The organism is Streptomyces sp. WG7 (assembly GCF_049975785.1).
Taxonomy (GTDB): Bacteria; Actinomycetota; Actinomycetes; order Streptomycetales; family Streptomycetaceae; genus Streptomyces.
Genome location: NZ_JBNGGE010000004.1, coordinates 216,901 through 228,300 on the forward strand (window position 1 = coordinate 216,901; position 11,400 = coordinate 228,300).

At 73.1% G+C, this 11,400-nt stretch carries 12 protein-coding genes; 5 read left to right on the forward strand and 7 right to left on the reverse strand.

Annotation, left to right across the window (positions count from 1 at the left end; all coding sequences use genetic code 11):
- Window positions 1-174: 174 nt before the first annotated feature.
- Both ACP4J0_RS06960 and ACP4J0_RS06965 read right to left on the reverse strand, forming a co-directional pair.
- The gene (locus ACP4J0_RS06960) at window positions 175-2,529 is read right to left on the reverse strand and encodes a glycoside hydrolase family 65 protein (RefSeq protein WP_426597722.1); all 2,355 of its coding nucleotides are present in this window, start codon (window positions 2,527-2,529) and stop codon (window positions 175-177) included.
- On the reverse strand, window positions 2,526-3,266 hold the full coding sequence (locus ACP4J0_RS06965; protein ID WP_426597723.1) for a beta-phosphoglucomutase family hydrolase: 741 nt from the start codon (window positions 3,264-3,266) through the stop codon (window positions 2,526-2,528). Before ACP4J0_RS06965 ends, ACP4J0_RS06960 begins: the two co-directional genes overlap by 4 nt.
- Before the next feature lie 80 nt (window positions 3,267-3,346).
- Between ACP4J0_RS06965 and ACP4J0_RS06970 the strand changes: the two genes are divergently transcribed.
- Window positions 3,347-4,009, forward strand: coding sequence for a nucleoside/nucleotide kinase family protein (locus tag ACP4J0_RS06970; RefSeq protein ID WP_426597724.1), 663 nt, complete (start codon window positions 3,347-3,349; stop codon window positions 4,007-4,009).
- Window positions 4,010-4,348: 339 nt separating this feature from the next.
- Here ACP4J0_RS06970 and ACP4J0_RS06975 read toward each other — a convergent pair whose 3' ends face one another.
- The gene (locus tag ACP4J0_RS06975) at window positions 4,349-4,510 is read right to left on the reverse strand and encodes a hypothetical protein (RefSeq protein ID WP_426597725.1); all 162 of its coding nucleotides are present in this window, start codon (window positions 4,508-4,510) and stop codon (window positions 4,349-4,351) included.
- A gap of 363 nt (window positions 4,511-4,873) precedes the next feature.
- On the opposite strand from ACP4J0_RS06975, the gene ACP4J0_RS06980 reads away from it, so the two are divergent.
- A complete protein-coding gene (locus ACP4J0_RS06980) occupies window positions 4,874-5,791 on the forward strand; it encodes a MurR/RpiR family transcriptional regulator (RefSeq protein WP_426597726.1) in 918 nt (305 codons plus the stop codon).
- 318 nt (window positions 5,792-6,109) lie between these two features.
- Entirely contained in the window at window positions 6,110-6,493 is a 384-nt protein-coding gene (locus ACP4J0_RS06985; protein ID WP_426519014.1) for a hypothetical protein, read from the forward strand.
- A gap of 254 nt (window positions 6,494-6,747) precedes the next feature.
- Here the strand turns inward: ACP4J0_RS06985 and ACP4J0_RS06990 are convergent, their stop codons facing one another.
- Together ACP4J0_RS06990 and ACP4J0_RS06995 are read right to left on the reverse strand one after the other, a co-directional pair.
- Window positions 6,748-7,236: a flavin reductase family protein gene (locus ACP4J0_RS06990; protein WP_426597816.1), complete on the reverse strand. Its 489-nt coding sequence runs from the start codon at window positions 7,234-7,236 to the stop codon at window positions 6,748-6,750.
- 24 nt (window positions 7,237-7,260) lie between these two features.
- Complete coding sequence (locus ACP4J0_RS06995; protein WP_426597727.1) at window positions 7,261-8,097, reverse strand: hypothetical protein; 837 nt, start codon at window positions 8,095-8,097, stop codon at window positions 7,261-7,263.
- A 128-nt stretch (window positions 8,098-8,225) separates the two neighbouring features.
- Here ACP4J0_RS06995 and ACP4J0_RS07000 point away from each other — a divergent pair, with 128 nt between their 5' ends.
- Both ACP4J0_RS07000 and ACP4J0_RS07005 read left to right on the forward strand, forming a co-directional pair.
- Complete coding sequence (locus ACP4J0_RS07000) at window positions 8,226-8,960, forward strand: TetR family transcriptional regulator (RefSeq protein WP_426597728.1); 735 nt, start codon at window positions 8,226-8,228, stop codon at window positions 8,958-8,960.
- Between the two features lie 211 nt (window positions 8,961-9,171).
- Window positions 9,172-9,594 (forward strand): Zn-ribbon domain-containing OB-fold protein, encoded by a 423-nt coding sequence (locus tag ACP4J0_RS07005; protein WP_426597729.1) that lies wholly within the window; start codon window positions 9,172-9,174, stop codon window positions 9,592-9,594.
- 53 nt (window positions 9,595-9,647) lie between these two features.
- Here ACP4J0_RS07005 and ACP4J0_RS07010 read toward each other — a convergent pair whose 3' ends face one another.
- Window positions 9,648-10,034: a PPOX class F420-dependent oxidoreductase gene (locus ACP4J0_RS07010; protein WP_426597730.1), complete on the reverse strand. Its 387-nt coding sequence runs from the start codon at window positions 10,032-10,034 to the stop codon at window positions 9,648-9,650.
- A 50-nt stretch (window positions 10,035-10,084) separates the two neighbouring features.
- On the reverse strand, window positions 10,085-11,263 hold the full coding sequence (locus ACP4J0_RS07015) for a MalY/PatB family protein (protein WP_426597731.1): 1,179 nt from the start codon (window positions 11,261-11,263) through the stop codon (window positions 10,085-10,087).
- Window positions 11,264-11,400: the final 137 nt, after the last annotated feature.

An 11,400-nucleotide genomic window follows, 5' to 3' on the forward strand; every position in this document is an offset into this window, starting at 1 on the left:
GGGGCCGCTCGGTCCTCACCTCCAGCCGCCGGTGGCGGGAGCCCGGAAGCCCGGAAAACCCGGATAACCCGGAAAGCAAGGTCAAACTAACCCGCGTGCCACGGATGCGCAGGGCGGAACTCGGCCAGTCGGGCCGTCGCGTGCCCCTCTCCCGCACTCCTCGCGTCCGGCCGGTCAGCGGGCGTTGGGGCGGCGGTGCGGGGGCTGTTCGGGGGTGGGGCGCCGTTCGGGTGCCGGGACGGGGCGGGTGACGGGGCCGTCCCCGTTCACGGTCAGCGCGTTCCCGTGGTGGTGGATCGTCAGGGGGGAGCCGCTCAGCAGCGTGTACGTCGCCGTGTCGGCGCCGATCTCCACGCGCAGGCACCGGCCGCGGAACTGGAGTCGGAAGGCGAGGCGGCTGAACTTCTCGGGCAGGCGCGGCGTGAACCGGAGGCTGTCGCCGTCCCGCCGGGTGCCGCCGAACCCGGCGACCAGCGCCATCCACGTACCGGCCAGTGAGGCGATGTGCAGCCCGTCGCGGGTGTTGTGCTCCAGGTCGGCCAGGTCCATCAGGGCGGCCTCGGCGGCGTAGTCGTAGGCCAGGCGCAGGTGTCCGGTCTGGGCGGCGACGACGGCCTGGCAGCACGCGGACAGGGAGGAGTCCCGCACGGTCAGCGGTTCGTAGTAGGCGAAGTTGCGGGCGATCTGGTCCTCGTCGCAGTGGGCGTCGAACCAGCTGCCGCAGGTGTACATCGCCAGGACGAGGTCGGACTGCTTGATCACCTGCTTGCGGTAGAGGTCGAAGTAGGGGAAGTGCAGCATCAGCGGGTACTGGTCGGCGGCGGTGTGGGCGAAGTCCCAGCGCTGGTGGCGGGTGAAGCCCGAGTGCTGTTCGTGGACGCCGAGCTCGTCGTTGTAGGGGATGTGCACGGACTCGGCGGCGTCCCGCCAGGCGGCGCTCTCCTCGTCGTCGACGCCGAACCGGGCCGCCTCGTCCGGGTGGCGTTCGCACACGTCGGCGGCGGCGAGCAGGTTCGACCGCGCCATGAGGTTGGTGTACGTGTTGTCGTAGGCGATGGCGCTGTACTCGTCCGGACCGGTGACGCCGTCGATGTGGAAGACGCCGTGGTGGTCGTGGTGGCCCAGGGAGCGCCACAACCGGGCCGTCTCCACCAGGAGTTCCAGGGCGGTGTCGCGTTCGAAGCCGGTGTCGCCGGTCGCCGCCGTGTAGCGCACCGCGGCGTGCGCGATGTCGGCGGCCACGTGGAAGGCGGCGGTGCCGGCCGGCCAGTACGCGGAGCCCTCCGAGCCGTCGATGGTCCGCCACGGGAACGCGGCGCCGCGCAGCCCGAGCTGGGCGGCGCGGTCCCGGGCGGCGGGCAGCGTGTCCCGGCGCCAGCGCAGCGCCTCGGCGACGGCCCTGGGCTCGGTGTAGGTCAGCACGGGCAGCACGAACATCTCGGTGTCCCAGAACGCGTGCCCGTCGTAACCGGAGCCGGTCAGTCCCTTGGCCGGGATCGCCCGTTGTTCGGCGCGCGCCCCGGCCTGCAGGACGTGGAACAGGGCGAAGCGCACTGCCTGTTGGATCTCCTCGTCGCCGTGCACCTCGACGTCCGCCCGCGCCCAGAAGTCGTCGAGGTAGGCGCGCTGTTCCGCCACCAGGCCGTCCCAGCCGCTGTGCGCGGCGGCGGCGAGCGCCGCCTCGACCTGGTCGCTCATCGCGGGCCGGGAGCGGGCGCCCGACCAGCCGTGGGCGACCGTCTTCTGCACCCGCAGCCGCTGTCCGGGCTCCAGCACGGAGGTGACGGTCAGGCGCGCCACGTCCGTGTTGCTCTCACTGCTGGTGGTGATCTCCCCGGAGGTGTCGACGACGTGGTCGGCTGCCACAGCGACCCTGAGACCACTGCGCCGCGTCCGGTGCACCAGGCGCAGCCGGGACCCGGTGGCCAGGTCCTCCTCGGGCTCCAGCGGGGACCGCAGCGCCTTGGCCGTCCGGGGGTCGCCGTCGGGGTCGGGCAGGCTCTCGTTGGTGACGAGCTCGGACTGGATGACCACCCGGGTCCGGCTGTCGAGGGGCTCCACCTCGTACTCCACGGCGGCGATGGCCCGTTGGGTGAGGGAGACCAGCCGGGTGGAGCGCACCCTGATGGTCGTACCGGCCGGGGAGGTCCACTCGCAGATCCGCTCCAGCACGCCGCGCCGCAGGTCCAGGGTGCGTTCGTGCTTGCCGAGCCGGCCGTAGCGCAGGTCGAAGGGTTCGTCGTCGACGAGCAGCCGCAGCAGTTTGCCGTTGGTGACGTTGATGACGGTCTGCCCGGACTCGGGGTAGCCGTAGCCCGCTTCGGCGTACGGCAGCGGGTGCAGTTCGTAGACGCCGTTGAGGTAGCTGCCGGGCAGGCCGTGCGGTTCGCCCTCGTCGAGGTTGCCGCGCCAGCCGATGTGCCCGTTGGACAGGGCGAAGACCGACTCGCTCTGGGCGAGCAGGTCGAGGTTGAGGGCGGTCTCGCGCACGGACCAGGGCTCGACGGCGTACGTCCGGTTGGTGATCACGCCTGGCCTCCGAGTTCGGCGAGGTCCTTGACGACACGGTCGGCGCCGTGGGCGTAGAGGGCGTCGGCCTGGCCGACGCGGTCGACGCCGACGACGTAGCCGAAGTCTCCGGAGCGTCCCGCGTCCATGCCGGCGAGCGCGTCCTCGAAGACGGCGGCACGGGACGGTTCGACGCCGAGGTCGCGGGCGGCGGCCAGGAAGGTGTCGGGGCGTGGTTTGCCCGGCAGTCGCCGTTCGCGGGCCACCACGCCGTCGATGCGTACGTCGAACAGGCGCTCGGCATCGATGGAACGCAGGACGTCCAGGGTGTTGGCGCTGGAGGAGACGATCGCGGTGGCGAGACCGGCGGCGCGGACCGCGTCGAGGTAGCGCAGCGTGCCCTCGTAGGGTTCCACGCCGTCGGTGCGGATCTTGTCGAGGAGCAGTGCGTTCTTGCGGTTGCCCACGCCGCCCACGGTCTGCGCGTCGGGCGGGTCGTCGGGCCCGCCCTCGGGCAGTTCGATGCCGCGGGAGGCGAGGAAGGAGCGCACGCCGTCGGCGCGGGGGCGGCCGTCGACGTACTCGTCGTAGTCGGAGTCGGTGAAGGGGCGGAAGTCCGCGCCGTCCCGCTCGCGCAGGAAGGCGTCGAACGTCTCCTTCCAGGCGGCGGCGTGCACCACCGCCGTTCTGGTGACGACCCCGTCGAGGTCGAAGAGGCAGGCCCGGATGGAATCGGGAAGTCCCAGCTGCGTCGTCATACCCGACACAGTTCCCCGCAGGGGCGGGTCCGATCGGTTCCCCTCGGGGGCGGGTCCGATCAGGTGACACACTCTGCGGTGTGCCGCTGACTTTCGACGACCTCCTCGCCCGCGCCCGCTCCCTGCCGGCGGGCGGGCGGCGCGCGATCCTGGGCATCGCCGGCAGCCCCGGCGCCGGTAAGTCGACGCTCGCCGAGCACCTCGTGCGGGAGCTGAACGGGACCGGCGAGCCATGGGTCGCGCACGTCCCCATGGACGGCTTCCACCTCGCCGACGCCGAACTGGACCGGCTCGGCCGCCGGGACCGCAAGGGCGCGCCCGACACCTTCGACGCGGCCGGGTACGCGGCGCTGCTGCTCCGCCTGCGCGAGGAGGAGGACGGCGACATCGTGTACGCGCCCGGTTTCGAGCGGGTGCTGGAGCAGCCGCTCGCCGGAGCGGTGCCGGTACCTCCGTCGGCGCGGCTGGTCGTGACGGAGGGCAACTACCTGCTGCTGGAGACCGGGGCGTGGACGAGGGTGCGCGCCCGTCTCGACGAGGTGTGGTTCTGCGAGCCGGCGGAGACGGAGCGGGTCCGCCGGCTGGTGGCGCGGCACGAACGGTTCGGCAAGTCCCATGAGGACGCGGTCGCCTGGGCGCTGGGCACCGACCAGCGCAACGCCGGCCTGGTAACCGCGACCCGGGACCGCGCCGACCTCGTGGTGCCGGCGGGGGCGATGCCGGTCCCGGGGTCACCCGGTTGAGCCACCACCGGTGAGGCCCGGCGGGGGCTCCGCGTGCGGGGGGCCGTCGGCGCCGGCGTGCGGGAGCACGCTGCCCGCCACCCGGCAGCGGTCGTTCGGCGCGTCGCCCGACCTGGCGACGTGCGCGGCCGGTGGGGGCCGCCCACTGGTGTCCGTGCCGTTCGGCGTGCCGGACCAGGCAGTCGTTCTCCAGCGCCTGATGGCGTCCCTACGGTGTCACCCGACGGGGTTTTCAGGGTCGGTCGACCCGGTGCGGTGGCCCCGGTGCGGTCGGCCCGGTGCGGCGCGGTCGAACCAGTGCGGCGCGGTCGAACCAGTGCGGCGCGGTCGACGGTGCGGTCATTCCTCGTCGTAATCGTCGGGGCGGACGTGTGCCTCCTCCAGAGCCTCGCGCATGGTCCGGCTGGTGCCCCCGGGCGGGCGGGGCGCGTCCTCGTCGCGCTGTTCGAGTACGTCGTCGGTGGTGTCGGTCTTCGGCCGGTTCTCTTCCGGGACGGTCATGGCTGCGGCTCCTCGTCCGTGGTGCGGGTGCGTTTGCTTCCGTGACGGCGGGTTCCCGGACAGCTCGGCGCTATCCCCGCGGGGTGCGATCCCGGACCCGTGTGGGGCGGACGCCGTGTTCACGTGGGGCGGACGCCGTATTCCAGTGGGGTGGGCGCCGTATTCACGTGGGGTGGGCGCCGTATTCACGTGGGGTGGGCTCCGGTTCATGCGGGGTGGGCACCGCACTCACCTGGAACCGATGCCGGATTCGCACGACTCCCGCTCCGGACCGCGCGGCCCCGGGACGGCCTGTGACACCGCCCGGCCCGACACGAGGGGTGGGCTATGTTGACCTCCGTGGGAGACAAAGGAGGCGCACCCTTGCCATCGCCGCAGCAGGCACGCGCGCAGGCATCGGCGATCACCTCGGGACGGGTGACCCCGGGAACGGAGGCCTCCCCCACGTCCCTGCTCAGGACGCTGTTCGACCGGCCCCGCCTCTCCCCCGGACAGCGGCGCATCGCGCAGTACCTCATCGAACACCTCACCGAGGCGGCGTTCCTGTCGATCACCGACCTCGCGGACCGGGTGGGCGTGAGCCAGCCGTCGGTGACGCGGTTCGCCGCGGCGGTCGGCTTCAGCGGCTACCCGGCGCTGCGGGAGAGGCTCCAGTCGATCGCGCTGGGGACGCGCGGCACAGCCCCCGCCGAGGAGAACCGGGGCAACGAACTCCAGGCCGCCGTCGACGCCGAGATCGAGAACCTGGAGAACCTGCGGCGCGACTTCGCCGACGCCGACCGGGTGATCGACGTCGGCCGCGAACTGGCCGCGTCGGCGCCGCTGACCGTCCTCGGGCTGCGCATCTCCGTCTCCCTCGCCGAGTACTTCGCCTACGCCGCCCGCCGCGTCCACCCCGACGTGCGGCTGGTGACCCGGGGCGGCAGCGTCGCCTACGACGCCCTGCTCCAGTCCCGGGAGGCCGGCGGCACCTGGGTGCTGGCCTTCTCCATGCCCCGGCACGCCCACGAGACCCTGGGCGCGGTGCGGGTGGCACGCGGTGCCGGACTTAAAGTGGCACTGATCACCGACCTGGCGCTCGGTCCCGTCGTCGACGAGGCCGACGTCACCTTCGCGACCGGCACGGGGTCTCGGCTGGTCTTCGACTCCTACGCGGCGCCGGGCGTGATGTGCGCGGCGCTGCTCCAGGCCATGACCGACGCCGATCCCGAGCGGACGCAGGCCCGGCTGGAGGAGTACGAGCAGGTCGCCGACCAGCACCAGTTCTTCCTCCGGGACTGACCCGGCGCCGCTTTCCGGGGGCGGGCGGGGGCGACCGGCCGCGCGGAGGGGAATCATTCACGACGAAGCAGGCATGAATGTTTTCATACGGCTTGCAAAGCAGATGGCATATATAAATACTGCTCACGGAGCGCGACCCGGCCGCCCCGGAGCGCGTCCGCACCTGTTGCGAACATCCCCGGCCGTCGCCTCCTGCCCGTCCGGCCCACCGGGGGTGTTCCGTCGGGCATCGCCTGCTCGGGCGCCCGCGGCGGTCCCGGTCGGCCCTGGACCGCCCGCCCCTCGCCCCACCCCCACGACGCCGCACACCCGGAGGCGATGATCATGCCCCTGACGACCACGCGCATCAGCCCGGACTGGCCCTGCCAGGTCAAGACCCCCGGCAGCTACGACTGGGAGCGCTCGGCGGCCAAGTGGCTGCGCGAACTGGTGCCGGCTCGCTACGCCGGCTATCCGGCGCTGATCCGTCACCCCGTGCTGCTCGCCCGCCACGCGCAGCTCCAGGTCCAGCAGGAGATCCGGGTGGCGCGCACCGCTCTGCAGACCGCCCGGGCGGACCTGCCCCGGCTCGGCCTGCCCGAGTCGGTCATCGAGCACACCATCAAGCTGTACGCGGCGGAGGTCCTGCAGTTGCAGCACATCGCGCGCAGCGTGCGGGCGGTCACCGACGCGCTGGTCGAGCGGAGCCCCGCGGGGCGCTGAGTCCGCCCGCGCGGCCGGGGCCCAGGTCGGTGGCGACGGTTCACGCCGCCGACCGCCCGAGGCCGGGACTCTGTTCGTGGCCGGCGACACGGTCGGGCACGGTGTGGACGCCGTCGCGGCACGCCGAGCCGACGAAGCCGGCTTTCCGGAACCGCCGGCACCGACCTGGGAACCGGAGGCAGAGGAACACCGGGACGACGTGCGTCTCGGCATCCGGGCGCCGGCCGATCCGGCCGGGTCGTCGTGTGCGCGGGTCACTCCACCGGATGCCCGGGCCGGATGGTGAGGGCGTCGGCGAGCCGCAGCAGCGGTCCGCCGGACGCCTCGCGCCCGCCCCACTCGACGGGTTCGAGGACGTGGCCGACGTGGTCGCCCCCGACGACCCGGTCCACGACGCGGCCGACGAACCACGCCTCGGCGTCCTCCAGGACGGCCGCCCCGCCATGCCCCTCACGCCAGCGGACCTGCTGGAACTTGTCGGCCCGGTCGCCGGTCTGCCCGCCGAAGACCTCGGCCGTCCGGCGCCGGTCGCGGGCGAGCAGATGGACGGCCAGTACGTCGGCGGCCCGCGCCACCCGGAAGGTCCGGTTGACCTCGGAGAGCCACACGACGAACCGCACGGGTTCGATGGAGCACTGCGAGGAGAAGCCGACCAGGCAGCCCGCCCGTTCCCCGTCCGCCGCGGCCGTCACCACGCACATGTCCGGGTCGAGCCGCTCGAGAAACACGTTCATGCCGTCCAGGCTAGGCCTGCCCTCCGGGCGGGGTCATGCCGCGAGCAGACGCCGCAGGGCCGTCCGCAGGGCGGAGACGAAGGAGTTCCGGACCGCCTCGTCGAGGGCGTCCAGCGACAGGTAGGGGTTGAGGTCCTCCAGCTCGACCAGGAGCAGCTCACCGCCGGGCGCGCGGCAGGCGTCGACGCGCTGGATGCCGTGGTCGATGCCGTTCCACTCGATGAACCGCCGCGCGAACGCGAGGTCCTCCGGGGTGGCGTCGTACGGCTCCAGCCGCCAGCGCCGGTCGGGGTCCGGCGCGTACAGGGCGTACTGGAAGCCGTGGTCGACGAAGTAGAAGGAGACCTCGTAGGCGAAGTCGACGCGTGGCTGTACGAGGACGTCCCCGGCGTCGCCGAGCACCGTTTCCCGCAGGCGGTCCGCGGGCACGAACCGCAGGCCCGCCGAGTCCGCGCCGAGCCTGGGCTTGACGACGTACTCGTCCGCCGGGGGCAGCCGGTGCACGTCGTCCAGCCGGTCGACGGTGGGGATGACCGGGTGTCCGGCCTCGGCCAGGTCGAGGAGGTACTGCTTGCCGTTCATGTCCGCCCTGCCCGTGAGCTGGTTGTAGACACGGGTGCCGCGCTCGGCCGCGCGCTCGCGAAAGGCGTCGTAGGCAGCCTGATGGCCCAGCACGGGACCGCTGTTGCGTACGACGACGGCGTCGAAGGCGTCCATCAGCGCGGCGGCGTCCGCCGGATGGCACAGGGCCAGGTCGAAGTCCGCGCGCAGGCGGGAGGTCAGGAAGACGTCCTCGTCGCCGTAGCGCCGCCCGCGCGCCTCATAGGCCAGGTCGGTGACGTACAGGATGCGGGGGCGGGCGGGTGCCATGCGGGACTCCTCGGTGCTGACCGGAAATGATCGTATGCGACCGGTACGGCGAGGCGGCAGGGCACTCAGTTCCCTCCTTGCCCTGCACTGAGTGCCACAGGCGCCGATGAGCTGCTACGTTCCCCTGCATGAGCTCCAGCAGTGCGGCGACCCGCCGCGGGGACGGGACGGACGCGGCGGGTGCCCGGCCGCCGATGCGGGAGGCGCTCGTCGCGGCCGCCTTCCGGCTGTTCCTGGAGCGGGGCTACGAGCAGACGACCGTGGACGACATCGTCGCGCTCGCCGGTGTCGGACGGCGGTCGTTCTTCCGCTACTTCCCCTCCAAGGAGGACGTGGTCTTCCCCGACCACGAGCGCTGCCTGGCCGACATGACGGCCTTCCTGGCCGCTTCCCCCGAGGACGCCGACCCCGTGCGACGGGTCTGCGACGCGGCCCGGCTGGTGCTGCGCATGTACGCCGAGAACCCGGCCTTCTCGGTGCAGCGTTACCACCTCACGAAGAAGGTCCCCGGGCTGCGCGCGTACGAGTTGTCGGTGGTGTGGCGCTACGAACGCGCCCTCGCCGCGTACCTGCGCGGGCGCCTGGGCGGGCGGCCGGACGGGCTCCTGCGCGCCGACGTGATCGCGGCCGCCGTGGTCGCGGCGCACAACAACGCCCTGCGGTCCTGGCTGCGTTCACAGGGACGGGACGACGCCGGCGCCGCGGTGGACCACGCGCTGGCGTACGCGCAGTCCACGTTCGGCGGCCCTCCCGTCCCGCCGTCGGCCGAGGGGCCCGAGGACGTGGTGGTCGTGGTCGCGCGGCGCGGTACGCCCCTGTGGCAGGTCGTACGGGAGGTCGAGACCGCCCTCGCCCGCGACTGACGAGCGGCGCCGGCCACCGGCCGTCGGCCGCCGGCGGTCACGGCAGCACCGGCACCGCACCGCGGACGCAGAATTGGGGTACCGAGTGCCTTTACGAGTGGCACTCAGTGCCATACGCTGGGCGGCGTGCACGGTGGCACGACGAGCCGCGCACACGCGTGCCCGGTGACCGCGCACGCGGATTCCGGCCCGAGTGCAGGGAGTTGACAGCGTGTACCACCACTCAGGAAACGTCGCTCAGCAGGCAGCCGGCTCCGCGACGGGCGTGCTCGACCCCAGGGCCCCCGCTGCCCCGGACACCGAGGCCGTCTTCTTCCAGCGCTGCACCTGGTGCGGCACGGCCATGTACCACCGGGTGCTGTGCCCGGTCTGCCGCGGCAGCGACCTCCGGACGGAACGCAGCGACGGGACGGGCACGGTGCGCCACACCACGGTGGTGCACCGCAACACCCCCGCCGCACGCAACGTGTCCCTGATCGAGATGGCCGAGGGCTTCGTGCTGCGCGGCCGGGTCATGGGGCCGCTCATCGGCATCCACAGCGGCGACCGGGTGCGGCTGTCCACGGCCAAGGACCCGGTACGGGGCCAGCCCGTCTTCCAGCTGGTCGACGAACCGTACCGGGCCTGGACCTGAGCGCCGGCCGGTTGCTCCAGGCGTCAGCCGTCGGCTCAGCGGAGAGCCGCCGTTCAGGACGTGAGCGTGATCCGGATACCCAGGGTGCCGTCCAGACCCCGGCGCAGCCGGCTGCCGAACAGGGTGAGCCGGCCGACGACGCCGTACTTGCGGGCGATCAGCCGGCGGTAACGGCCGGTGGTGGCCGGGTCGCAGATCTCCGCGGTCGCCGGCACCTGGTCGCCGGTCGGGTTGCCGCGCAGGTCGCAGGGGCCGACCAGAACGTCGGCGCGGTTGCGGACGCGCTTGACCTTCCAGGAGTCGGCGGCCGTCCAGACGCCGAGCGAGTCCCCGTCCCGTACGACCCACACCGGTGTGGCGATCGGGGTGCCGTTCTTCCGGTACGTGGTGACCAGCAGGTACTTGCCGGAGCCCAGCCGGGCCAGTGACGCGTCGTCCATGGCCGGAAGTCTAGGCGCGCGCCCTGTCGGGCGGGGCCGCACGCCCCCCTTCAGGCCACAGCCGCCGCCATCCTCCGCACCGCCTCCGTGATCACCTCGGGCGAGGTCGCCAGGTTGAACCGTACGTGTCCCGCTCCGCCGGTACCGAAGGGGATGCCGGAGCTGAGGGCCACCCGGCCGCGGTGGAGGAAGACGTCCGCCGGGTCGTCGCCGAGGTCCAGCGCACGGCAGTCGAGCCAGGCCAGGTAGGTCGCCTCGCCCGGGCGGTGGACGACACCGGGGAGATGCTCGGCCAGCAGGCCGGTGAGCAGCCGCCGGTTCTCGTCGAGCCCGGCCAGCACGGCGTCCAGCCACGCGGCGCCGTCGCGCAGGGCGGCGGTGTGGGCGAGTACGCCGACGTGGCTCGGTCCGTGGCCGACCTCCTCGGGCATCCGCGCCAGGTCGGCGGCGGCGCCGGGGCCGGCGAGGGCGAGCGCCGCCTTGAGCCCGGCCAGGTTCCAGCCCTTGGACGCCGACATCAGCGCGAGACCGCGCTCGGCGCCGGGCACGCTCAGGTACGGCACGAACCGGGCCCCCGTGCCGACCACCGGCGCGTGGATCTCGTCGGCGACGACCCGGACGCCGTACCGCTCGGCGAGGGCGGCCACGGCGGACAGCTCGTCGGCGGTGTGCACGGTGCCGGTCGGGTTGTGCGGGCTGCACAGCAGGTAGGCGGCCCGCCCACCGTCGGCGACGGCCCGCCGGAACGCGTCCTCCAGCGCACCGGGGTCGATCCGCAGGTCCGCGCCGAGCGGAGCCTCGACGACGCGCCGGTCCAGGTGGGTCACGAACTGGTAGAACGGCGGGTACACCGGCGGGTTCACGACCACCGGGTCACCGGGCCCGGTGACCAGTTTGAGCATCTCGACGACGCCCAGCATCACGTCGGGCACGATCGCGGTGCGTTCCACGGCGAGGTCGTCCCACCCCCACCGCTTGCCGGCGAAGGCGGCCAGGGCCTCGGCGTAGGCGCTGCCGACCGGGTAACCGGTGTCGCCGAGTTCCATGGCGTCGGTGACGGCGCGCACCACGGGTTCGGCGAGCGGTACGTCCATCTCGGCCACCCACAGCGGCAGTACGTCCGCGGGGTGGGTGCGCCACTTCATGCTCGTCCGGCGGCGCAGCTGGTCCAGGGTGAGTGCCTGCAAGGGGTTCGGGTCACTGGGCTGGTCCTGCCGAATGCTGGTCATGGCCAACAAGATAGGGGGCGGCGGTGCGACCGGGAAACGGGACGACGGGCACGGACGGCGCCGACGGGGTCGGCCCGAACGGACGCGATGACGCCCCGTCCGCCGCGTCCGCGACCGGTCCGCCGGCCCGGTGAACG

What these genes read in the sequence shown, in the direction of transcription:
- ACP4J0_RS06965 (WP_426597723.1), bottom strand. Translation starts at nt 3,266, where the DNA reads ATGACGACGCAGCTGGGACTTCCCGATTCCATCCGGGCCTGCCTCTTC.
- ACP4J0_RS06975 (WP_426597725.1), bottom strand. Translation starts at nt 4,510, where the DNA reads ATGACCGTCCCGGAAGAGAACCGGCCGAAGACCGACACCACCGACGAC.
- ACP4J0_RS06985 (WP_426519014.1), top strand. Translation starts at nt 6,110, where the DNA reads ATGATCATGCCCCTGACGACCACGCGCATCAGCCCGGACTGGCCCTGC.
- ACP4J0_RS06995 (WP_426597727.1), bottom strand. Translation starts at nt 8,097, where the DNA reads ATGGCACCCGCCCGCCCCCGCATCCTGTACGTCACCGACCTGGCCTAT.
- ACP4J0_RS07000 (WP_426597728.1), top strand. Translation starts at nt 8,226, where the DNA reads ATGAGCTCCAGCAGTGCGGCGACCCGCCGCGGGGACGGGACGGACGCG.
- ACP4J0_RS07010 (WP_426597730.1), bottom strand. Translation starts at nt 10,034, where the DNA reads ATGGACGACGCGTCACTGGCCCGGCTGGGCTCCGGCAAGTACCTGCTG.
- ACP4J0_RS07015 (WP_426597731.1), bottom strand. Translation starts at nt 11,263, where the DNA reads ATGACCAGCATTCGGCAGGACCAGCCCAGTGACCCGAACCCCTTGCAG.